Consider the following 23,710-nt stretch of genomic DNA (forward strand, 5'->3'; position numbering starts at 1 on the left):
TTTTTTATGAGCTACTTTAATCCAGTACAGTTTGGCATTGGTTCAATATATTCAATTGGGCATTGATTACACTACTTTGAATATCTAAAAGTGAAAGTAAAGTTGGAAATAAATTATCCTGACTCAACACTTGATTTTGTTTCGATTTTAAACATTCGATGTGAGCATCATGTTGCATTTTCCAATCATTTGAAAACCACATCAACATAGGAATATGCGTTTGCTGGGAAGGGGCTAGTGCGTAAACCGTGCCATGTAGATAGATACCATTTTCACCCGTAGATTCGCCATGATCTGATAAATACCAAAGTGCAGATTGATAATGTTTGTTTTTATCAATACTTTGAATAATCTCACTTAAAATATGGTCGGTATAAACGATCGTATTATCGTAACTATTAATCAATTTTTGACGATCACAGGTTTGAATTGCACTGGTTTTACAGGTTGGCTGAAACGGAGAAAAATCAGTGGTTGTTCGATTGTAATAGGCGGGACCATGACTCCCTCGTTGATGAAGTATAATCAGTTGCGGTGTTTTATCTTTATGTGGGATAGAAGCCAAATAGCGCTGTAAACTGACTAATAAGACATCATCTAGACAAAAGCCATCATCACGACAATATTGTTTTTTCAGCGCCTTACTAATTTTAATATTATTAACTCGATCGCAAGCACCTTTACAGCCTGAGTCGTTATCGATCCATGTGACTTTATAACCTGCGCGTTGCGCTATATCGAGTAAGCCCTCGCGATGTGCAGCCAGATTTGCGTCATATTGCTCTCTTGTCATGCCCGAAAACATGCAAGGTACGGATACAGCCGTTGCTGTACCGCAGGAAGTCACTTGACTAAAATTAATCAGATTTTCAATTTGACTAAGCTTTGGATTGGTATTCCGCGAATAACCATTTAATGAAAAACTCTCTGCTCGTGCTGCTTCACCTACCACCAATACCATAAGTTTTGGCTTTGATTGATCTGATTGAGGCAAGAGCATCTTTGCATCTTTGCCAAAAATAACCAGTGGTTCATGCTTCTCATGCAAATGATGGAAATATTTATAGCTTGAAGTTAATACATTGTCAGGTGAAATAAGTTGTCGTATATCTTTATGCTGTCGAAATATATTCGTAAAGTTTAAATAATTACTTAATACGAGGATAAGTAAAATAATAAAAGAAATAATAATATAGACTGCTTTTTGAAGTAGGTTTTTTTTAATAAGGGGATATTCAATTTGAATCAAACAAACAAATATAATAGGTAAAACGACCATTCCCATACACCACAGCGAAAAAGGAATAGTCATCAGTTGCTTGGTCTCTGCCAGATCGGTTTGTACAACGTTCTGAATTTGTTCAGGCGAGATATATGCACCTAATTGATTGGTAAAATAAGCAGTCGTACCACCTAAAAAAATTAACACAATGGAAATAGGTTTTGCTGTCCATTTCCAATTTAAAACTTGTAAATATAGATTGTAGTAAGCGACCAAAGAGATAGCGACAATTGCTAACCAGATCCATTCAAACCAACCTTGAAATCCTGACAAAGACTGAACATGTCTAAAAAAACAAAAATTCAAGGCAAGCGCTAGCCATAACGCAATGATTAAATTAAAACAAGCAAGTGAAACTTTGGGTAGAGATGCTCTGACTTGACGTAGAAAATGCAACATAAATCAGCACCTGATGGGAAGCAAGCAATTTAAGAAATACATCTTAAATCTATCTTAAACTGAACTTCTTATCATGAATATGGCAGCTTGAACCATGAAGCAAAAACAAAATAGCCTAAGCAAATAAAGCAATTATTTCTTTCTTTAAAAATTGATATCTTAAATTTTCATTCAAATCACTATGATAAAACATCCCGATATTAATGGGAGGAAACTGAAAAGGTAATTCATGAATCTTTAAATGTTCAGCATAAAAAAGATGTTCTAAAATAGTTTTAGGCAGCGTTAGCATGGCCAGAGGGTTTTGCTCAATAATTTGTAACGCAGTGGAGTAATGTTGACATCTCAGAAATATATGCCTAGATATATTGTTATGATTTAAATAAATATCTTCAAGTAAAATACCAGTACGTCGTGATGAAACTCCAATATGAGGGGCGGATTGATAAGATTCCTGTGTGATTTCATTTTGTTGGGTACAGATTACATAGCGGTCAGAAACCAAGGGGTTAAAACCAATGTTTCCACCCATGTTATTTTCAAGATCAATGACAAAGTCCAATTGTTGGGTATTCAGGTCATTTTGAATAGTTTTTCGGTTCAGCTTAATGCTACTAAACTGAATGTCTGGATCAATTTGCTGGAAATGTTGAATTACTTTAGGAAAAATTAAGGGTTCAATTTCATCATGAATTGCAATTCTTAAAGTTTTAATCAGACTCGGATCAAAATTTTGCTTTTGTTGACTAATACTTTGAATCGAAAGCAAGGCTGTTCTGACAATAGGATAAATGCGTTCAGCAAACGGCGTGGGTAGCATTTTATTGCCATGACGCACAAATACTTCATCATTGAGTTGCACCCTTAATCTTTGTAAGGCATGACTGGCAGCAGACTGGCTAATCGATTGACTCAATGCTGCACTAGAAATACTTTTTTGTTCAAAAATTGCAACAAACAGTGGATATAAATTGATATCAATGCGATGAAATAAGCCTAATTCCAAAGAATGGTTAAGGTGGACTTGGTCATGAATATTATTCATAGTTTTCTATTCAATAAAATCATTTCATGCATAATAAATTTGAGCGTATGTTCAAGTAAAGTAAAATGACACATCTATTAAAGGAATTATCATGTTTGAGCTTTCCGAACGCGCACAGGATTTTATTTCAAGAACAAAAGCGTTTATAGACAATGAAATTGAGCCGATTGAAGCCGACTTTTGGCATGAAGTTCACTTGCTTAACCCAGATGGAAACTGGAAAAATTGGACTTGGCCCGCGCAGCTTGAAACTTTAAAAGACAAAGCAAAGCAGGCTGGGCTTTGGAATATGTTCTTGCCCGATGCTGAATTAGGGGCGGGTTTATCCGTTCAGGAATATGCTCATATTGCAGAGCTTTCAGGACGTAGTTTACTGGCACCGACCATATTTAATTGTAACGCGCCAGATACTGGCAATATGGAAGTCCTTTGGCGTTATGGTTCTGAGCAACAAAAACAGCAATGGTTAAAACCTTTATTAGAAGGAAAAATTCGGTCAGTATTTTGTATGACAGAACCTGCGGTTGCTTCTAGTGATGCTACAAATATGCAAGCTACAGCTGTAGTGGAAGGAAATGAAATTGTTCTAAATGGACGTAAATGGTGGTCATCAGGTCTAGGTGATCCAAATGCTAAAATCATCATTTTTATGGCACATACTCCTGACGAAACTAAAGATCGTCATCATCAACATTCCATGGTACTTGTACCTATTGATACAAAAGGGGTAACGATTGAACGTATGTTACCTGTATTTGGCGATTATGATGCGCCACATGGTCACGGCGAAATCAGTTTTGATCATGTTCGCGTACCTTTAGAGAATTTTATTGGTGGAGCAGGTCAAGGGTTTGAAATTGCTCAAGGTCGGCTGGGGCCAGGCCGCATCCATCATTGTATGCGTTGTATAGGTGCTGCGGAAAAATCACTCGAACTAATGATTGATCGAGGTATGTCTCGTAAAGCTTTTGGCAAAGAACTGTTAAAACTCGGAGGTAATCTGGAACGTGTAGCCGAGGCAAGAGTTGCGATTGATCAGGCACGGCTTTTAACCTTATATGCGGCCTATAAAATGGATACTTTTGGTAATATGGCTGCTCTCACTGAAATTTCAGCGATTAAAGTGGTTGCACCAAGTGTACTGGAAAAAGTAGTCGATATGGCGATACAGCTACATGGCGGTGCAGGGGTTTCTAAAGATACTCCTTTAACAGGATTTTTTGCACAGGCCCGTAGTTTACGTCTGGCCGATGGTCCTGATGAGGTGCATAAAGGCATGATTGCTAAACTCGAATTGGCAAAACGTGGTTATAGTACAAAAAAGAAATCCTAAGATTAGACTTAAAGCATTAAAGGAAAATATATGTCGATCATCGATATTGGCAGTCAGGTTCGGGAAGGTGAAGAGCTAGATGTCGTGGCAGTAGAAAACTGGCTTAAACAACAAGGCATTGCTTTACATGGCGAAGTAAAGGTGACTCAATATACAGGTGGAGCATCAAATTGGACTTATCGCTTACAATATGACAATGCTGACTTAATTTTACGCCGACCACCTGTAGGAACCAAAGCGAAGTCGGCACATGACATGGCGCGTGAATATTTAGTACAGAAGAATCTTGCACAATCTTATCCCGTTGTGCCAGAAATGGTGGCTTTGTGTCAGGATGAATCTATCATTGGCTGTGACTTCTATGTCATGAAACGTATTGAGGGCATTATTCCTCGAGCTAAACTTCCTCCTGAGCTCAATTTTACAGAGCAGGATGTCCATGAATTATGTGTAAATGTGCTCGATAAATTAATCGAACTGCATCAAGTGCCTTATCAAGACACGCCGCTTGCTCATATTGGTAAGGGTGAAGGCTATTGCCGTCGACAAGTGGAAGGTTGGGATAAACGCTATGAAAAAGCCAAGACCATCAATGTTCCATCTTTTCATTATGTCAGGACGTGGTTGCTTGACAATATTCCGAACGACTCAACCACCTGTATTATTCATAATGACTGGCGTTTTGATAATGTAATTTTAAATCCTGAACAACCGACTCAGGTCATTGGGGTACTGGATTGGGAAATGGCAACACTAGGCGATCCATTGATGGATTTAGGTAGTGCCTTAGCCTATTGGGTAGAAGATACAGATAACATGATTTTTAAATCTACTCGCAGACAACCTACCAATTTAAAAGGCATGTTTAACCGTAAACAAGTAGTAAATTATTATCTGGAAAAAACAGGTCTAAGCACCGAAAATTGGACCTTTTACGAAGTCTTTGGTGTATTTCGTCTGGCTGTCATTGCTCAGCAAATTTATTATCGCTACTTTCATAAACAAACTAAAAATCCAGCGTTTAAAGACTTCTGGATTGTTATTCATGCCTTGCATGTGCGTGCTTTGAAATTGATTGCACAGAAAAAATTACAGGATTCAGAGATTGCTCAAAAATATCTAACCCAAGTGAAGCGAGTGCTAAAACAATGACCACGATCTATTTAGTCCGTCACGGTCAGGCGTCTTTTGGCAAAAGTAATTATGATGAGCTTTCTCCAAACGGTGAAGCTCAGGCCACATTATTAGGGCAATATTTTAAGGATATTTTGAAGGAACAGCCTTATATAGTAGCGGGTACGATGCAACGTCATTTACAAACTGCACAAGGCGCATTAAATGAATGTTTTCCTGAAGCTGTCATTCATACTGATGGGGGTTGGAATGAGTTTAATCATCAACAAGTTTTTGCCCATTATGAACCTCGATTTAAACAACCAGAGCTTCTTAAGGAAGATGTAGCGAAAGAAGAAAACCCTCGTGCTTATTTGGCTAAAATTTTTGAAGGTGCAATCTCACGCTGGACAGATGGTGAATTCCATCATGAATATGAAGAGTCATGGCCACACTTCAAGCAGCGCGTAGAAGCAACTTTACAGGATTTATGCGACGAACTAGCGCAAACTAAACCGCGCTACGCGGTGGTTTTCACTTCGGGTGGCGTAATTTCTGTTGTTGCAGGAAAGATTCTGGAACTGAATTCTAATCGTACTTTTGCATTAAATTGGGCAATTGCCAATACCAGTCTGACGACTTTGCGATTGGTTGGAAATGAACCACAGCTTTTGAGTTTAAATGAACATCATTTTATCAAAGCAGCAAATCCTGACTTGCTTACATGGATATAAAAGGATTTTATTATGAGAAAAACAATTTTAATTACGGGTGCTAGCTCTGGATTGGGAGCGGGCATGGCAAGAGAGTTTGCAAACAAAGGTTACAACCTAGCCATTTGTGCTAGACGTTTGGAACGTTTGGAGGAGCTGCAAACGGAGTTGCAAAACCAATATGGTATAAAAGTGATTGCAAAAGTGCTGGACGTGACTGATTACGATCAAGTATTTGAGGTATTTAAAGCCTTTAAACATGAGTTTGGAAGCCTTGATCGTATTATTGTCAATGCCGGTGTGGGTAACGGTCGTCGTATTGGTAAAGGTAATTTTGAAATTAATCGCGCCACTGCAGAAACCAATTTTATTTCTGCATTAGCTCAATGTGAAGCTGCTGTTGAAATTTTTCGTGAACAAAATGCTGGGCATTTGGTGGTTATTTCATCAATGAGTGCAATGCGTGGATTACCAAAACATCTTTCAACTTATGCTGCAAGTAAAGCTGCTGTTGCCCACTTAGCTGAAGGTATTCGAGCTGAATTGATTGATACACCCATTAAAGTTTCTACCATTTTTCCAGGTTATATTCGTACCGAACTAAATGAAGGGGCTAAACATTTACCGTTTGAAGTGGATGAAAAAACTGGATCGCGTCTTTTGGTTAAAGCGATTGAGAAAGAACCAGTAAAAGCTTATGTACCTCAATGGCCGTGGCTTCCAATGGGAATTGCCATGAAAGTTTTACCGCTTAGACTGGTCAATAAATTAGGCTAGTTTTTATTTTATGAGATAGTATTTAATTTAATGCTATCTCTTTTTTTTTACGTTATTTGAGTAATTTCCGATATTGAATAAAGCCTGACTGATCTGCAACACGATCGTACAGCATACGTGCCTGAGCGTTATTCTCCTGCGTTAGCCAATACACGCGTGAGCAATTATTTTGCTTCGCTTCCACATACACAGCTTCTATAAGCTTGCGTCCGAAACCACAAACTCGTCGCTGTGGACTAACAAATAAATCCTGTAAATAACAATAATTTTCGATCGTCCATGTACTTCGATGAAAGATATAATGCACGAATCCTACAAGTTCATGCGCTTCATCTTCTATTACCAAACAATAAATGGGTTAAAATATTATTGAGTTAATTTACATGTTAAAAATACAGTGTTTGTCCATCAAAATAAAGCAGATAACTTCATTATTTTATTTGAAAAATCAATCAAATAATCGAACTAAAAATCTCGTGATGGTCTTTGAAATTCTACGATATTTTTGAATGTATTTTATACACTGGAAAGAATTAAAAATTTATCAAAGGGTATAATAAAAATAATAGGCTAATGCAAAAATAAGGACTATACTGGGGATAATTATAAACAACATGAGATCATAAAATGCTTTTAAAATTTGCAATTCGATTCATGGCTGTATTGTTAGCCGTATTAATTTTGGCTGCTATCATCATTCATTTCTCCTTCTCAAGTAAGTTAACGACTGATCTTTGGATTATCATCGTACCTATAATTCTTGCGGCACCAATTTTAACCTCCGTAGTTCTTACTAAAGACGATGAGTTAAATGGTTTGCGTTAATCCGTGATAAGACGGTTTAAACAATGAAAAGCTTGCCCAAAAGGTGGGCTTTTTTCATAGCGTTATATATGATCAGTCTAATAGGTGCTGCTTAACAATTTTTTATATTTAAACGCTTTAAATTTCATTAAGATAGATGCAATGAATAACAATGAGCTAATCATAGAATCTCACCCACTTGAACCTTTTTTACCAGCCAATGCACGTTTGCTGATGTTAGGCAGTTTTCCCCCTCCTAAAGAGCGCTGGAAAATGGATTTTTATTATCCAAATTTTCAGAACGATATGTGGCGAATTTTTGGTTATGTTTTCTTTAATGATAAAAACCATTTTCTGAATTTAGCTGATAAAAATTTTAAAGAACAACAAATACGCGAGTTTTTAATCGAAAAAGGAATAGCTATTTTTGATACAGCATTACAAATCCAACGTTTAAAAGGCAACGCCTCAGATAAATTTCTGGAAATCATTACGCCGACCAATCTACAGGATTTGCTTGAACAAATTCCCTACTGTAATACAGTAATGACGACAGGAGATAAAGCCACGGATACACTGATGTTATCCTTACCAGAAAATACTGAAAAACCACAGATTGGACATTCAACTCACGCCTATTTTTTAGAACGAAAACTTTCTTTATATCGTATGCCATCTTCTTCCAGAGCTTATCCTTTATCTCTTGAAAAAAAAGCAGAGGCTTATCGTCCACTATTTGAAAATATTGGTTTAGTTTAAGAAGTGAAGATATAAATGTTGATATTCCACTGGAAATTCTAGGATTATGTTTATTTAAGTGTAAAGTCTAATCACATCATCCATTCAATAGGTAAATAAGCCACGATTTTCATCATAAAACGCTGAAATTTTGTGGTTCCAGGATCCTGATCATACGTCATAGTTTTTCCATCGCTCTTATACTCTATCCAGTTGATATTTCCTTGATCATTGAGTTTCAGTTCATAGGCAACTTGGGGTAAATATTGATCTAATACTTCTGTAATTTCATTTTGTAATGCATCAGATTCAACCACCAAACCCACTTCAGTATTTAAATGTGCCGATCTTGGATCAAAATTGAATGAGCCAATAAAGACCTTTCCATCAATATCAAAAAACTTCGCGTGTAAACTGGAACTACTTTTTCCTTTGGCTGGAATGACTCGCCCAGTCACTTTTTCATACCATGTAGGTTTTGTTCGCTCTAGTAAGGGTTTAAACTCATAAAGTTTGACGCCATTTTGCAATAGTTTTTTTCGGTACTGGCAATAGAAGGCATGAACAATAGCCACATCATTGGCGGCAAATGAGTTGGTTAAAACCCGAACTTTTGTTCCCTGTCGACTTAATTGGGAAAGATATTCTGCCCCTTTTTCAGTAGGAACAAAATAAGCTGAAACCAGTTCAATATGCTGTTGAGGATAGCCCATAATTTTTATCATTTGATTATAAATCAGCTCTTGATCGCGGGCCTGTCCAAGAATCTTATTGGGACGATCTGCGACAAAATACGCTTTGGCCCACTGTACAGAACGTAATTGCAAGGCTTCATTCAGTTCATTTTGTGCATCATTGATTCGATTTTCAGTCGGTGTATAGCTATTATCAATTTTTTCATAAACTTTTCTAAGTTCGACAAGCTGTTTGGCGGTTCCATTTCCGACCAATTGGTTGACGGGAATACTCAGTTCATTATTCCAAAACTCATTAAAGAGATTTTCGGCTTGATCTGCAGCCGTGCCAAAAAATAAAATGTCCAGATCAGTAAACTGAAACTTATAACTGGCATCAAAGTATTCACTACTAATATTACGGCCACCAGTGACCGCGATTGTATCATCTGCAATAATGAGTTTATTGTGCATACGATGATTAATCTGCTTGAACCTAAACAAGTAGTCTATGATTTTAAAATTCCTAAATTGATAAGGATTAAACAGCTTGATTTGAAAATTGGGATGTTGAGATAAAGCGCGCAGTGTTTGATCAAGTTTATTACCATTTTGGTCATCAATCATGAGGCGAATTTTTATCCCACGATCTGCTGCTTTTACTAATTCTTTGAGCATAAGCTGGCCAACATAATCGTTCTGCCAAATATAATATTGTAAATCAATAGTATGTTGGGCTTTCCGAATAAGATGGATACGTGAAGCAATGCTGGCAAAAGCATCATCTAGAGGAATAAATGCAGTTCGTCCTTTTTCAAGGTTTTCTTGGGTAGATGGGTCATTTAACCAATTACTTTTATTCAAAATATTATTTCCTTGAGAGGCGTAACTAGATTGGGGGAACCAAGTCGTCATCACTATAAAAAACATACATGTCAGACATATTCTTATTATTGGTTCAAAGCATTTACTCCAAATTTTTTGCATACACCCATTCCTTAAAACATGAGAAAAGTAAAAATTATTTTCAAGCTAGTTATTTGAATTGTATCAATTATCTCAAATATGAATTGTTGATATTTAGCTAATAAAATTTTAATAGAAAAAGGTGACGACATCATGTAGCAAAATACTTAAATCTATTTTTGATAAAAGTATATTCACATTAGTACTATACTGGGGTATAGTATTAAAAGATATAAATGGAACTGCTTATGCCAAAGCAAATCGAAGATAAAAAGAAAATTATCCTTCGCCTACGTAAAATAAAGGGACAAGTTCAAGCCATCGAACGCGCGCTGGAAGGAGACAGTTCATGTACCGCAATTCTTCAACAAATTTGCGCTACTCGTGGAGCGATGAATGGTTTAATGAATGAAGTGCTAGAGATTCACCTCAAAGACACTTTGGTGGTTGGAGAAACCACGGAACAACAGCGTCATGAAGAATTGGCAGATATTGCCAAAATTTTGAAATCGTACTTAAAGTAAAGATAAGAAGGAGAGAACGCATGAAATCACGTGCTGCTGTTGCATTTGGTCCTGGTCAGCCCTTACAGATTGTAGAGGTTGAAGTAGCTCCGCCAAAGGCGGGTGAAGTTCTTATTAAAGTTACCCATACTGGGGTTTGTCATACTGATGCTTTTACACTTTCGGGTGATGACCCAGAAGGTGTTTTTCCTGCCATTTTAGGCCATGAAGGGGCTGGAGTTGTGGTTGAGGTTGGAGAAGGGGTGACCAGTGTAAAGCCGGGTGATCACGTAATTCCACTTTATACAGCTGAATGTGGAGAATGTTTATTCTGTAAATCTGGGAAAACCAATCTATGCGTCGCTGTTCGGGCTACACAGGGTAAAGGTGTTATGCCAGATGGAACGACGCGTTTTTCTTATAATGGCGAACCAATTTATCACTATATGGGATGTTCAACCTTTAGTGAATATACAGTCGTTGCCGAAGTTTCTTTGGCAAAAATTAATCCAGAAGCCAATCACGAACAAGTCTGCTTACTCGGTTGTGGTGTGACTACAGGAATAGGTGCAGTACATAATACAGCCAAAGTTCAAGAGGGTGACAGTGTTGCTGTATTTGGTCTAGGTGGTATTGGATTAGCGGTTGTACAAGGTGCCCGTCAAGCTAAAGCAGGCCGAATTATCGTGATTGATATGAATCCAGATAAGTTTGAATTGGCTAAACAATTTGGCGCTACAGATTTCTTAAATCCTAAAGACTATGACAAACCTATTCAACAAGTGATTGTAGAAATGACAGGTTGGGGCGTAGATCATTCTTTTGAATGCATCGGAAATGTTAATGTAATGCGTTCAGCACTGGAATGTGCACATCGTGGTTGGGGGCAGTCAGTCATTATTGGTGTTGCAGGGGCTGGCCAAGAAATTTCAACACGACCATTTCAGTTAGTAACCGGTCGGAAATGGTTGGGAACCGCTTTTGGTGGTGTGAAAGGACGTAGTCAATTGCCTGGTATGGTAGAAGACGCCATGAAAGGTGAGATCCAACTTGAACCATTCGTGACCCATACTATGCCATTAGATGATATTAATCATGCCTTTGATTTGATGCACGAAGGGAAATCGATTCGTAGTGTAATTCACTTCTAAACGTCCTATTTTTGTTTTAGCTACATATATGCCTCAGGAATGAATTTTCCTGAGGCAGAGGATTGGCCATTCATAAAAATGTTCTCCATTACCATTTCCTGCCAGATGAAGATAAATACCTCGATGTCTTTTTGATAAAAGTTTACAGATAAAACCTACTAATAAGATGACAGTGAAAACATTTAAAAGTGTATATTGTTCTGCCCAATTATATAAAGTAGATAGGGGTCTAAACAGTATTGATGATTTTTTACACATGCTTCAATCAGATAAAATGAGTAAAAATAGATAACAAACACTTGTCAAATCCCTAAACACAGAGTATGTTGAACACCAAGATATGTTTTATTTAACTGAAATAGAAATGTTAAAACAACCTGTGATCAATAACGCTTATTATTACTTTTGGCAATTTAAATAGTTGCCTGATTGCATTCGGGCAGCAAAAATGGTTGCCCTTCAAGTTAATACCTGATCGGCAACCCCGGTCAGGTTTTTTTATATCTATTTCAAACCATTATTTATTTTGGAGATGTGCCATGTATAACTTTATGACTTCATATTTTAGCAATGTTTATTGGTTTTACTTTAGCCAGAACCCGCAACTAAATAGACCCACATCGCTTAGATAAATGCTCGGACTGAAAATGAAATCAGTCCAAAGGAAAAATTAAATGAACGCACTCAATAAAACTTTAATAGCACAAAATACTTCAAAAGAAATTTCACTGAGCTTACCCTCTGAATTAAAAGCGGCATATCCGCTATCTCCTTTTTTTGCAAAACAAGTTAATGAACATCGTCAAACGATTCAAAATATACTTTCGGGTAAAGATTCACGATTAATGGTGATCACGGGCCCATGTTCCATTCATGATCCAGTTTCTGCACTAGAATACGCAACAAAATTAGTTGAATTACAAGAACAAGTGAAAGATCAAATTTTTCTGGTTATGCGTACTTATATTGAGAAACCACGTACGACTATAGGCTGGAAAGGCTTTTTATATGATCCACATCTGGATGGTTCATCTGATTTGCAATTGGGACTGGAGAAATCACGTGCTTTATATTTACAGATAGTGGAAATGGGTTTGCCGATTTCCAGCGAAATTCTAAGCCCAATGGCAACAGGTTATTTTGATGATCTTTTAGCATGGGGCGCAATTGGTGCGCGTACGAGTGAATCTCAGATTCATCGTGAAATTTCCAGCCACATGCCCTATGCGATCGGTTTTAAAAATGGGACAGATGGCTCAATCCAGATTGCTTTAGATGCTATTCAATCTGCTAAGAATCAACATCAATTTTTAGGTATGAATCAGCACGGCTTGCCTGCAATTTTACATAGTGAGGGTAACCCATTCCCTCATTTGATTCTACGTGGTGCCAATCATGGTCCGAATTACGATTTAGCTTCAATTGATCAGATTAAAACAAAGCACAACGGCGAATTTCCTGCGCTGGTAATTGACTGTAGTCATGGCAACAGTTCTAAAGATCCAATGAAACAACCCGAAGTTCTAAAGCAAATTATCGCTGAGCGACAACAAAGTCATGTACGTGGAGTAATGTTAGAGAGCCACTTGATAGATGGTAATCAGAAAATATCCAATGATATGAACTATGGTCAGTCAGTTACTGATGGATGCTTGGGGTGGGATAAAACTCAACGTTTATTATTGGATATGTCTAGTCAACTTAGTCAAAATCCATTACGCCAATCAGCTTAAGTTTTAAAACCTCTCCTTCATTGTTGTCAGGAGAGGTTTTTTATTTATAGTCCAGCTTCATATGCAGTATTTGAAAGTAACTGATCAACATCCGCAATATTGTCTGGTTTAATTTTGTAGATCCAGCCTTTACCATATGGATCCTCATTAATAAAATCAGGGTCATCTTCAAGTGCTGTATTGACTTCAACTACCGTGCCTGACACTGGAGCATGAATATCCGATGCTGTTTTAACAGATTCCACTACACCCGCTTGAGCACCCGCAGTTACACGGCTACCTACTTCAGGGGTTTCAACATATACTAAATCCCCAAGAGCATCCTGTGCATGGTCGCTAATACCAGTGACGACAAGATCACCTTCAATTTTTGCCCATTCATGGGTACTTGCATATTTCAATTCAGAAGGATGATTCATTGCAGCTCCTCGACATCCAAAGTTCGCTTATTTTAAAAGTGGTTATACATGTTTTTAAATAGAAATAAAAGCTTATAAATACGGGTCTTTACGCCAATTACTTGGGCTACGACCACTCCAGCGCTTAAAGGCACGGCTAAAATTAGCAACGTCAGAATAACCGAGTTCATCCGCAATTTGTTCAAGACTATAATCGGTTCTTGAAAGCAAAGAGGTTGCATGTCGATAACGAACTTCATCGACCAATGTTGAAAAAGAGGTTCCTTCCGCTGCAAGCTGACGTTTTAAAGTACGATCAGACATATGTAAGCGTTCAGCAACGCTTTCGATACTTAGATAATGTTGCTCTGAATGGGTCAAAATATCACGCACACGCATGGCAAGTCGGCGACGCTCACCTAAAGCAGATAATTCGGATTCACATTGATTAATGGCAATTTGACTGGCAATGGGGTCAGCATTCACCATTTTTAATCCCAAATAGTGTTTGTCAAAACTTGAAATTAAATGCGGTTGACCAAAACGCATATCTAAAGACATCTTACTTAAATATTTATCGAAGCCTTCTGGTTTTTCAAAATCCAGATCAACTTCACCTATCAGCTCATCATTACCTGTCAATGCTTTAGCCATACTCATAATGCCAATGGTCAAAGCTAAAATAATCTCAGTTCGCAAGGGTTCCAGATCAAAATCACATTGCAACTGTAATGTCGCTTTAGGGCCAAAGGTCGAAAAGTAAAGCTGTAAGAAGGGCATACGCAATTGAATAAAACGCGTGGCTAAAGCCAAAGCATCCGTAATGTCGTGCGCAGTCATGATGGCATAACCAATAAAACCATGAATGGAAATGCGCATCTGGTTACCTAAATGATACCCCAATGTACTTTCCCCAGTTAAACGTAAAGCATGTTTAACCAGTTCATTGGCAACATGAATGGGAATTCGATATTCAGGATCGGCCAATTGCTCACTAGTTAAATGAAATGGAGCAAATAAGGTTTGATCGTTATACCCCCAACGGGATACAACGTCTAATAGCAATAAGCCATAAACCCCTGGTATTCCTTGTTCTTGACGAGCTGAATTAATTTTCATTCGCTATCCGTGGCTTAACATTTGCTTCGTATAAACTGTTACATCTTGGCATGAAATTTAAAATAAAAATATAGAAATTGTTGGACAAAATTTCATGCATACAATTTATATTTTTTTCCTAAAAACTACAATTTTAGTCGTTGATATCAATAAAACATCCCCATTTTGATTCAATGCTTGTGTGATATAGCTCACAATACCACGATCATTTTTAGTTTTTGAGGGTGTAATCGATGCGATTTCAACTTCCACATGAATTTTATCTCCAGGACGTGTAGGGCGTGGCCAACGTAAACTGGACTCAGATCCAATTAAACCACCTTGAATGGGGAAGCATTCTGTCCATAATCGCATAGTCACAGCAGCCGTATGCCAACCACTGGCAGCTAATCCTTGAAAAATGGTACTTTTTTCTGCGGCTTCCTCATCCAGATGGAAAGGTTGGGGATCATACTGGCCAGCAAATTGTTTAATTTCTTCCACCGTCATTTCATAGTCACGACTAATAAAACGATCCCCAACGTTTAAATCTTCCAGATACAGCATTATTCCTTGTCCTCAACTTCATGTTGTTCTACTAAAAAGCCACCCGTTTGACGTTTCCATAATTGGGCATATAAACCATTTTTTTCAATGAGTTCTTCATGTGTACCTTGTTCCACAATACGACCTTCATCTAAAACAACCAAACGATCCATTTGTGCAATAGTTGAAAGTCGATGGGCAATCGCGATTACAGTTTTATCTTGCATCAATGCATCAAGGCTAGATTGGATAGCTGCTTCAACTTCAGAATCCAGAGCACTCGTGGCTTCATCCAATATTAAAATAGGCGCGTTCTTTAAAAATACCCGAGCAATTGCGATACGCTGGCGTTGACCACCTGAAAGTTTGACGCCACGTTCGCCCACATAGGCTTCATAACCTTTACGACCGCGCATATCAGTCAATTGCGGAATAAATTCTTCTGCCTGTGCCTTTTTGACTGCTTCATAGATTTCGTCCCATGTTGCATCTGGTTTACCATATTTAATATTCTCAGCAACGGTACGATGCAAAAGAGAAGTATCTTGTGTGACTAATGCAATATTGGCTCGTAAAGTGTCCTGAGTAACATCTTCTATGTTTTGACCATCAATCGAAATACGACCTTGGTTAAGGGTATAAAAATGCAAAAGCAATTGAATCAGTGTCGATTTGCCAGCCCCCGAACGACCAACCACTCCTATTTTTTCGCCAGAACGAATATCAAGATTAAAATGGTCAATCACATTTTTTTTATTATAAGCAAAACAGACATCTTCAAATTTGATTTGTCCTTGGGTCACGACTAAGGCCTTGGCATCAGGTTTATCTTGAATAGTGACTGGTCTGCCAAGTGTATGCATACCATCCTGAATAGTTCCGACATTTTCAAAAAGCATTGACATTTGCCACATCATAAATTCTGACATGCTATTTAATTTTAAAATCATGGCGGTTGTTGCCGCAATAACACCTAAACCAGCCTGACCATTGAGCCATAACCAGACTGCTGTACCAATAACACCAATAAATAATACAGCACTTAGTAAGGTGGTACTGACTTCAAATAAAGTCCCTAAACGCATTTGTTTAAATACAGTTTCCATGAATTCCTTCATAGATTCCTTGGCATATTTACTTTCGCGTCCAGCATGTGCAAAGAGTTTAACCGTCTGAATATTGGTATAGGCATCGGTTACCCGTCCTGTCATAACCGCACGTGCATCAGCTTGTTCTTTGGACACTTTACTGAGTCGAGGAATAAAAAACCAAGCACTTAAAATAAACAAGCCCAGCCATACAGCCAGAGGTATTAATAGGATCGGTGAGACCGCACCTAGGACTGCGCTTATAGTAATGAAATAGACAATTACATAAACCAGCATGTCGCCTAGAATCATCCAGAACTCGCGCACAGCCAATGCGGTTTGCATAACTTTAGCTGATAAGCGTCCTGCAAAGTCATTATGGAAAAAATCCAAACCTTGCTGTAATAACAAATTATGAAAACGCCAGCGTAGACGCATTGGAAAACTACTAAATAACACTTGGTGTTTCACAATAGATTGCAAACAAATAAACAGAATATTTCCAAAAAGAATAAATGTTAAAATAATCAAATGCTGAGTATGATTTTCAAGAAAATTACTTGGTTTACTTTGACTTAACCAGTCCACCAAATGGCCAATTTGTGAAAATAATAAAGCTTCAAAACTAGCTGCACCTGCTGTACAAAGCATTAATAAAATCAGAAAAGGGCGCACGCCTTTTGTGGATTGCCATACGAATGCAAAAAAAGAAGTAGGCAATGGTTCATTTAAATTTGTTTCGGGATAGGGGTTAACCAGTTTTTCGAACCATTGCAGCAGCATAATTTTCTCTTAGTCTTTTTGCGTAAAATTCTCAACGATTATACCTGATGATAAAGATTTCACATCTGCTCCCGAAGGTGCTTGATAAATTCTTAACCCAAATTCAGGAATAATTGCAAGTAAATGATCAAAGATATCTGATTGTATCGCTTCATAAGCAGTCCATACAGTGGTATTTGTGAATGCATAGATTTCAAGAGGTAAACCATTACTGGTGGGCTGTAATTGACGTACCATTAGAGACTGATTTTGAGCAATACCAGAATGTTGTTTTAAATAAAACTCAATATAGGCGCGGAATGTGCCCAGATTAGTTAAACGGCGTTGATTATATACCGTCTGATTACTGAGCTGATGATTAAAAGTTTCTAGTTCAGATTGTTTGGTATCAAGATATTGATCGAGTAATAAAAAGTTTTTCAGCTTCTCTTGTTCATGTTCAGCCATAAAGTGAACACTACTCTGATCAATAAATAGTGAACGTTTGATGCGTCTCGCACCCGCTTGGCTCATTCCACGCCAATTTTTAAAGGTGTCAGTAATAAGCTTATTGGTTGGAATGGTGGTAAAAGTCTTATCAAAATTCTGTACAGTCACGGTATGTAATGACATATCAATGACGTCGCCATCCGCATTAAGTGAAGGCATTTCAATCCAGTCACCAATACGAACCATATCGTAAGATGAAATTTGGACACTGGCGACTAAGGAAAGGATGGTATTCTGAAAAACCAGCATTAACACGGTAGCCATTGCACCGAAACCAGCAAGTAAAGTAAAAACATCTTTTTTCAGGAAAGTACCAAGAACCATTAAAGCACAAACGATGAAAATCATCAGTTTGACCAGTTGTAGATACCCTTTGATCGGCTTATTTTTAGAATTTGGATTACGTTGATAAACTAGATTAAAAATGTTCAGCATTTCGCTGATCGCAAGAGCGATTGTCAAAAAGATAAAAGCTTGCGAAGCCATTTGTACAAAAATAATCACTTTCTCGGACAAGTGTGGAACAGTAGTAATCCCGTTCATAATCACAATAGCTGGGACAATGCTAGCGATACGACGAATCACACTATGTTGCGCAAAAATAGACTGATTGGCGAATTTAATTTTGCTAATTATCTTACGAATACCGCGAACAACAATCTGTTTTGCGATGAAATTTGCGATAATTGCTAGAAGGATGAGAACGCTTAATGAGGTCAACATCTCAAGCCATGGATATTGATCAATCCAGTTTTCAACATCATGGAAAAGTTTTAAAAAATCCAAGCCTTTACACCTTTGCACAAATTAATAATGGGCTAAAGTGTAAAGGTTGAGCTTTATAACATTGTATAAAGCTACTTTTCTTATACGATTTGAAAAAGACTTTTTACAATAATAAAATCAATTATTTAAATAAAATTAAATTACCACATTAAATCATCTGGAATCGCGTATGCAGCATATGGATCCTCTTCATCTGTTGTTTGCTCATTTTTCTGAGCATTGTTGACTAATATGAAGCCTTCCATTTTCTGATTAATTTTATCAGCCAATGCTTTAGGCAAATAAGCATAATTTTCCTGATCCTTTGCGATTACCAGACTGCCAGACACCAGAGCATTATAAACGGTCTGAGAGATATAGACTTTTTTGACTTTATTTTCGTCAATAAACTGGTAAGCAATATCACCCTCAACATCTTTAATCTTATGTTGAGAAATCATTTGAATGATTGCTGCTTTTAGTGCTTTTTCTTCAAGCTGACGTTGCTTTTCCTGATTCAGTGCCTGATCTTTTTCAAGCTTTTCTAGTTTGCTCTTTTCAATATTCGCTTTTAATTCAGCTTCATTGTTTTGACCTGTGCGTTGCTCATGTTGGGTCTGTTTATTGAGCTTCTTAGCCTTTTTATTATCAACTAACCCAGCTTTAAGCAGTTGAGCCTGTAATGCATTTTTAACCATAACTAAATCCAAATTATTGATGCAAAGAAGAATGACGAAGGTAAATGATCCAGTATGCAATACTCAGAATCAAACTTAAAATCGCAGGAACTAGGAACGCTTGAATAGAGAGAAAAGGATGGATAACTGCGGCAATAATTCCACCCAGAAAAAAGCCAATTAAAATTAATAAATGTAAAGTAATACGACGTTTATCCAATGGTAAGCCACGTGCTTTATACCCAAGCGCTAGACCGATATCTGTCAGAACACCAGATAAATGGGTAGTACGAATGATTGTACCTTTGTAGTGGCTGACCATTGCATTTTGTATCCCCATTGCGGCACAGGCCCAGAGTAAACCATAACGAGGAAAGTAGGGAAGTAGCAGCCAGGAAATAAAAATAAATAAAGCCACCAAACTCAATGGAACTCCGTAACGGCGACCCAATAGGAACTGGCTATTTCCCAAAATAAACCCACTATAAAATGAACCAATTACAAAGCAAATGACGACTAAAAATAAATAGAGAACATTACTAAATCTAAAGTCAATCAGATCCATTGCTAACATACTGACATTGCCTGTCATATGTGAAATAGATTGATGCAGCACCGTAATGAGTGACAGGACATTAATCATACCCGCGTTCATAGCCAGTAAAAATGCTGCAAATTGCACCCAGTTTGGTAGACTTTGAAAAGGCATAAGACCTCAACTTTAATTATGACTATTTGCGCGATGCAATATCAACTGCCGCTGTAAATATGACATCTGTAGATGAGTTTAGCGCAGTTTCTGTAGAATCTTGTAAAACACTAATGACCATTCCAATTGCAACAACCTGCATTGCGATCTCAGATGGAATACCAAACAAACCGCATGCCACTGGAATTAATAATAAAGAACCACCTGCGACGCCTGAAGCACCACATGCTGAGACTGTAGCAACAATCGATAAAATAATCATGGTTACAAAGTCAACTTCAATGCCTAGAGTATGCACAGCAGCAAGAGTTAATACAGTAATAGTCACTGCCGCACCAGACATATTAATGGTTGCTCCAAGTGGAATCGAAACACTTGCTGTCGCTTCATTTACACCTAAGCGTTTAGCTAAATCCAGATTGACTGGAATATTAGCTGCCGAGCTACGGGTAAAAAATGCAGTGATTCCACTTTCTCTTAAACACTTTAAAACCAGAGGATATGGATTTGAGCGAATAACCAATGCGACTAAAATAGGGTTAATAACTAAGGCCACAAATAACATAGTTCCTAACAGAACCGCGATTAATTGAGCATAATTTTTTAAAGTAGCCAAGCCTGCATCAGCAAATGTCACGGCTACTAACCCAAAAATACCCAACGGAGCAAAATTGATAACAACACGAATGATATGATTTATCGCATGAGATGTATCCGTCAACATTTGTTTAGTTGTATTTGAACTATGACGTAAAGCTATACCTAAACCAGCTGCCCAACCCAAAATTCCAATAAAATTAGCTTCCACAAGTGCCTGAACTGGGTTAGTCACAAAGCTAAGTAAAAGGTTTTTTAAAATTTCGGTAAGGCTACCTGCTGGTTGTAAGTCATTCTGGGAACTGACATTTAAATATAAAAAACTTGGGAAAAAATGACTTGCGACAATAGCACTTAATGCAGCTAAAACCATACCCGTAACATACAGCAAAAGAATAGGTCTAAAGTTAGCGTTGTGACCTACTTTAAAATTGGCAATTGAACTCATCACTAAGATGAACACTAAAATTGGAGCAACAGACTTCAATGCCTTAATAAAAAGCTCACCGAGTAAACTCAAATAAGGAGTAAAGCTAGGGAAAAGCAAAGCAACAAAAAAACCTAAAATAATTGCAATAAATATTTTAGTAACAAGACTTAAGCGAGATAAAATTGAAAACATAAATAAGCCTTAGCGATATACTGCTAAATGAGCAAAAAAAAGTATTTTATACATAATGACTTTGAAACTTAAATTTTTTTTAAAGCAATTCAAGAACAAATTGAAAAATATGGATAAAAAAGATAGATAAAATGAAAAATTAAAGCGACTGCGGACAGTAAAGGCGATAAAGAGTTGCTAAAACATCTATTAGTTTTTGATCTTTTATCGAATAAAAAATTTGTTTGCCTGCACGACGGGTATGAACGACTTCACTTTTGCGCAACATCATAAGTTGCTGGGAAAGGGTAGGCTGACTAATTTGTGTTCTTTCTTCAATTTGAGACACGTTTAGTTCTTCTTGGGCAAGATGACATAAAATAAGTAGGCGGTCTGTATTGGCCAAAGATTTTAGCGTTGTAACCACACTCTCCGCGGAATTTCGCATCTCCTCGATTTTGAACTCTGCTTGCATCTTTTTACCCTCAAATTTACAGCGGGCATAAGTATAGAACGAATGCATTCAAATGACTTGAATTAAATAAATACAAGATCACTTCTAATCAAATTTTATACGAGTTATAAGGATAAAAGAAGAAAACCAAGCCAAATAATTTGATAAACCTAAACAGGTAAAATTGCATAATCTAAAAAAAAAGTTGTGCTTTTCTAGAACTTATTTATAATGATATTTATCCATACAGACTTGTATGTATATTTATAATAATTTTAGAGTATTCCGTTCGTTATAACAAAGAGAGGATAGCGCAGAGCAAAACGATGACAGTATGTTTTCGGAGATTAGTACATAAGCCTCCACGTGCATGTACTAATGTATAAGAAGGCATAATCTTAATTATGCACATTCAGCTTTTTAAATAAATTTATTTTTATTCAAAAAGTTGCTTAGGTTTCAGACGCAAGCGTGAAATAATATAATGATAACGATAAAAAAATAATAATCACTCACGCTTTATTTCTTTATAGCTTTTGTTCAAACTCTATCAAGCGTTCAACTCTTGCCCAGTATTCATCAATTTTGACTGAATTTTTATCAATCTGAGCTTGCATAGTCATGCCATCCAGAATGCTTACTAACAAATTTGTAAGAGAAACTGGATTTTTAATTTGAAGTTGGCTTAGTAACCCAAGGATAATATTGGTTAGCCATTCTTTGTATTCAAGTGCAGGTCGAATAGTCGAAGGATAGATTTTAAAAACTTCTTCCACTGCTTTTTGAAACATACAACCGTTAAAATCAGCCGTATGAAACCAAGCGGAATACCAGAAATAAATAGCTTTAATGCGACCTAAATAGTCGTGTTCATCGCAAGCTGCTAAAGAAGCTGTTAAAGATTCTTGTAAGTTTATATTACGTTGATCCAGACATTCTTCTATCAACTTGGCTTTTGAAGGAAAGTATTTGTAAAAAGTCATTTTCGCTACGCCTGACTCTTGAATAATTCGATCCACGCCAACAGAATTATAACTATTGGCGTTAAAGAGTCGTAAGGCTGTATGAATAATGTCATCTTTTTTCGACATATTTTTAGATTCCTGCTAAATACATCATTTGGCGTACAGCGGCGATAACTAGATAATTTAGTTTAAATAATTTCGACAGTATAACATTTAAGTTTAAGCTTAAATGAAAATGTGATAAAAATTTAATCACTTAGCTTGTTCTGGGGGCTTATCAAAACACAAGTCTAGTGATGATACAAGAATGACTTTCTATATAAACAGGTATTTTTTATAACTAATTTATTCCTAAAAGTTTTTTTACGATTCCTCTCTCTTATCTATAGATTGGTTATTTCTTTTTTTATATACTGAATGCTCTGTATGTGAAAGAAAAATCTATGATTCACAATCTGTCATTTACGCAATCTGAACACTCACGCGCTGAGGCCATGGCTTTTATTAAAAATGCCATTTCTACGGATTTGTGGACATTTAATACAGAACTGGTTAGGCGTCTGAAAGTGGACATAGATGATCATGCTTTATTTGAACATCCGATTTTAAGCGATCTAAAAAGTCAAAAAATAAATTTTGAGCAATTAAAGATTATACATATCAATTACTTGAATTGTATTGTAAAAATTTTTACTGATGCATTAAGTATGCTGATCTTTCAAGCTCAACAGTTAGAAAGCAATACGAATATTCATCTTCATAATCGAATTTTATCAAAGATCTATGCACGTTATTTACTTTCACTCAATTTATTGGATGAGTTAGGTTTTGATACTGCTGATCTTCAGCAAAGTTCACCAGCAAAATCGCATCTTGCGTATTATCTAAAAATACTGGAAACCTTTGGAGTAGATCCTCTTTCACAAAACAGCATTGAACCTGAAGCTCTAGAGCTACAAAATTTTATTCGTGGGCACTATGATAGTTACATAGCATTATTGCTTATTTTGTCAATTACTGAAAAACAAGTTATCGTCTTTAGCGAAGCGTTGCATCTAAATTTGAAAAAATTTGGTGATATTTTTGATCAAGGTTATTACGCGTGTCATGGTTTAGCCAATGATGAGGATAATTTAGCCAATGATGATAATCATGCCAATGATCTCTGGATGCTTTGCATTCAGGCTATTAGCCCTGAAAGTGAAACTATTTTACGTGAAACCACACAAAATTATTTATCACTCTGGCAGGATTTCTGGACAAAAATGTATCAGATAACCTTAAACTCGATATAGATATAAATCGGGAA

23 protein-coding genes and 1 pseudogene are annotated in these 23,710 nt (G+C 36.9%); 10 read left to right on the plus strand and 14 right to left on the minus strand.

The window, feature by feature from the left end:
- Nucleotides 1–16 precede the first annotated feature (16 nt).
- Both IAE20_RS07690 and IAE20_RS07695 read right to left on the minus strand, forming a co-directional pair.
- On the minus strand, nt 17–1,681 hold the full coding sequence (locus IAE20_RS07690; protein ID WP_200481880.1) for a phosphoethanolamine transferase: 1,665 nt from the start codon (nt 1,679–1,681) through the stop codon (nt 17–19).
- A 115-nt stretch (nt 1,682–1,796) separates the two neighbouring features.
- Nucleotides 1,797–2,726, minus strand: a complete 930-nt coding sequence (locus IAE20_RS07695) for a LysR family transcriptional regulator (RefSeq protein WP_200460235.1) — start codon at nt 2,724–2,726, stop codon at nt 1,797–1,799.
- 91 nt (nt 2,727–2,817) lie between these two features.
- Here IAE20_RS07695 and IAE20_RS07700 point away from each other — a divergent pair, with 91 nt between their 5' ends.
- Genes IAE20_RS07700 through IAE20_RS07715 form a run of 4 tightly spaced genes read left to right on the plus strand, consistent with a single transcriptional unit; the run spans nt 2,818 to nt 6,662 of the window.
- Complete coding sequence (locus tag IAE20_RS07700) at nt 2,818–4,059, plus strand: acyl-CoA dehydrogenase family protein (protein ID WP_200481879.1); 1,242 nt, start codon at nt 2,818–2,820, stop codon at nt 4,057–4,059.
- 30 nt (nt 4,060–4,089) lie between these two features.
- The gene (locus IAE20_RS07705) at nt 4,090–5,211 is read left to right on the plus strand and encodes a phosphotransferase family protein (RefSeq protein ID WP_200481878.1); all 1,122 of its coding nucleotides are present in this window, start codon (nt 4,090–4,092) and stop codon (nt 5,209–5,211) included.
- A complete protein-coding gene (locus IAE20_RS07710) occupies nt 5,208–5,906 on the plus strand; it encodes a histidine phosphatase family protein (protein WP_200481877.1) in 699 nt (232 codons plus the stop codon). Before IAE20_RS07705 ends, IAE20_RS07710 begins: the two co-directional genes overlap by 4 nt.
- A gap of 12 nt (nt 5,907–5,918) precedes the next feature.
- Complete coding sequence (locus IAE20_RS07715; RefSeq protein ID WP_200481876.1) at nt 5,919–6,662, plus strand: SDR family oxidoreductase; 744 nt, start codon at nt 5,919–5,921, stop codon at nt 6,660–6,662.
- 52 nt (nt 6,663–6,714) lie between these two features.
- On the opposite strand, the pseudogene IAE20_RS07720 reads toward IAE20_RS07715, so the two are convergent.
- A pseudogene (locus tag IAE20_RS07720) lies at nt 6,715–7,020 on the minus strand (GNAT family N-acetyltransferase); the annotation flags it as partial.
- Nucleotides 7,021–7,289: 269 nt separating this feature from the next.
- Here IAE20_RS07720 and IAE20_RS16775 point away from each other — a divergent pair.
- Nucleotides 7,290–7,487, plus strand: coding sequence for a hypothetical protein (locus tag IAE20_RS16775; protein WP_227610895.1), 198 nt, complete (start codon nt 7,290–7,292; stop codon nt 7,485–7,487).
- A 141-nt stretch (nt 7,488–7,628) separates the two neighbouring features.
- Complete coding sequence (locus IAE20_RS07725; RefSeq protein ID WP_200481875.1) at nt 7,629–8,225, plus strand: uracil-DNA glycosylase family protein; 597 nt, start codon at nt 7,629–7,631, stop codon at nt 8,223–8,225.
- Nucleotides 8,226–8,296: 71 nt separating this feature from the next.
- Here the strand turns inward: IAE20_RS07725 and IAE20_RS07730 are convergent, their stop codons facing one another.
- The gene (locus tag IAE20_RS07730) at nt 8,297–9,793 is read right to left on the minus strand and encodes a phospholipase D family protein (RefSeq protein ID WP_227610893.1); all 1,497 of its coding nucleotides are present in this window, start codon (nt 9,791–9,793) and stop codon (nt 8,297–8,299) included.
- A 299-nt stretch (nt 9,794–10,092) separates the two neighbouring features.
- Between IAE20_RS07730 and IAE20_RS07735 the strand changes: the two genes are divergently transcribed.
- The 3 genes from IAE20_RS07735 to IAE20_RS07745 all read left to right on the plus strand — a co-directional run bounded on the left by IAE20_RS07735 (nt 10,093) and on the right by IAE20_RS07745 (nt 13,231).
- Nucleotides 10,093–10,368 carry a metal/formaldehyde-sensitive transcriptional repressor gene (locus IAE20_RS07735; RefSeq protein ID WP_200460242.1) on the plus strand — a complete coding sequence of 92 codons (276 nt, stop codon included), beginning with the start codon at nt 10,093–10,095 and terminating at the stop codon, nt 10,366–10,368.
- A gap of 20 nt (nt 10,369–10,388) precedes the next feature.
- Nucleotides 10,389–11,498, plus strand: a complete 1,110-nt coding sequence (locus tag IAE20_RS07740; protein ID WP_200460243.1) for an S-(hydroxymethyl)glutathione dehydrogenase/class III alcohol dehydrogenase — start codon at nt 10,389–10,391, stop codon at nt 11,496–11,498.
- A 674-nt stretch (nt 11,499–12,172) separates the two neighbouring features.
- Nucleotides 12,173–13,231 carry a 3-deoxy-7-phosphoheptulonate synthase gene (locus IAE20_RS07745; RefSeq protein ID WP_200481873.1) on the plus strand — a complete coding sequence of 353 codons (1,059 nt, stop codon included), beginning with the start codon at nt 12,173–12,175 and terminating at the stop codon, nt 13,229–13,231.
- Between the two features lie 44 nt (nt 13,232–13,275).
- On the opposite strand, the gene gcvH is transcribed toward IAE20_RS07745, so the two are convergent.
- The 10 genes from gcvH to IAE20_RS07795 all read right to left on the minus strand — a co-directional run bounded on the left by gcvH (nt 13,276) and on the right by IAE20_RS07795 (nt 22,527).
- The gene (gene gcvH / locus IAE20_RS07750) at nt 13,276–13,650 is read right to left on the minus strand and encodes a glycine cleavage system protein GcvH (protein WP_200460245.1); all 375 of its coding nucleotides are present in this window, start codon (nt 13,648–13,650) and stop codon (nt 13,276–13,278) included.
- A gap of 72 nt (nt 13,651–13,722) precedes the next feature.
- The gene (locus IAE20_RS07755; protein WP_200460246.1) at nt 13,723–14,748 is read right to left on the minus strand and encodes a helix-turn-helix transcriptional regulator; all 1,026 of its coding nucleotides are present in this window, start codon (nt 14,746–14,748) and stop codon (nt 13,723–13,725) included.
- A gap of 105 nt (nt 14,749–14,853) precedes the next feature.
- A complete protein-coding gene (locus IAE20_RS07760; RefSeq protein WP_200481872.1) occupies nt 14,854–15,294 on the minus strand; it encodes a MaoC family dehydratase in 441 nt (146 codons plus the stop codon).
- The gene (locus IAE20_RS07765) at nt 15,294–17,141 is read right to left on the minus strand and encodes an ABC transporter ATP-binding protein (RefSeq protein WP_200481948.1); all 1,848 of its coding nucleotides are present in this window, start codon (nt 17,139–17,141) and stop codon (nt 15,294–15,296) included. Before IAE20_RS07765 ends, IAE20_RS07760 begins: the two co-directional genes overlap by 1 nt.
- Nucleotides 17,142–17,153: 12 nt before the next feature.
- Nucleotides 17,154–18,419 carry a mechanosensitive ion channel family protein gene (locus IAE20_RS07770; protein WP_200460248.1) on the minus strand — a complete coding sequence of 422 codons (1,266 nt, stop codon included), beginning with the start codon at nt 18,417–18,419 and terminating at the stop codon, nt 17,154–17,156.
- A gap of 140 nt (nt 18,420–18,559) precedes the next feature.
- On the minus strand, nt 18,560–19,096 hold the full coding sequence (locus IAE20_RS07775; RefSeq protein ID WP_200460249.1) for a DUF2058 domain-containing protein: 537 nt from the start codon (nt 19,094–19,096) through the stop codon (nt 18,560–18,562).
- Nucleotides 19,097–19,109: 13 nt separating this feature from the next.
- Nucleotides 19,110–19,784 (minus strand): YoaK family protein, encoded by a 675-nt coding sequence (locus tag IAE20_RS07780; protein ID WP_200481871.1) that lies wholly within the window; start codon nt 19,782–19,784, stop codon nt 19,110–19,112.
- 22 nt (nt 19,785–19,806) lie between these two features.
- Complete coding sequence (gene sstT / locus IAE20_RS07785) at nt 19,807–21,003, minus strand: serine/threonine transporter SstT (RefSeq protein ID WP_200481870.1); 1,197 nt, start codon at nt 21,001–21,003, stop codon at nt 19,807–19,809.
- Nucleotides 21,004–21,142: 139 nt separating this feature from the next.
- Nucleotides 21,143–21,457, minus strand: coding sequence for an ArsR/SmtB family transcription factor (locus IAE20_RS07790; protein WP_200460252.1), 315 nt, complete (start codon nt 21,455–21,457; stop codon nt 21,143–21,145).
- A 506-nt stretch (nt 21,458–21,963) separates the two neighbouring features.
- Entirely contained in the window at nt 21,964–22,527 is a 564-nt protein-coding gene (locus tag IAE20_RS07795) for a TetR/AcrR family transcriptional regulator (protein ID WP_200460253.1), read from the minus strand.
- 317 nt (nt 22,528–22,844) lie between these two features.
- On the opposite strand from IAE20_RS07795, the gene IAE20_RS07800 reads away from it, so the two are divergent.
- Nucleotides 22,845–23,696 carry a hypothetical protein gene (locus tag IAE20_RS07800; RefSeq protein ID WP_200481869.1) on the plus strand — a complete coding sequence of 284 codons (852 nt, stop codon included), beginning with the start codon at nt 22,845–22,847 and terminating at the stop codon, nt 23,694–23,696.
- Nucleotides 23,697–23,710 lie beyond the last annotated feature (14 nt).

This window comes from Acinetobacter sp. S54, assembly GCF_016624945.1.
Classification (GTDB): Bacteria; Pseudomonadota; Gammaproteobacteria; order Pseudomonadales; family Moraxellaceae; genus Acinetobacter.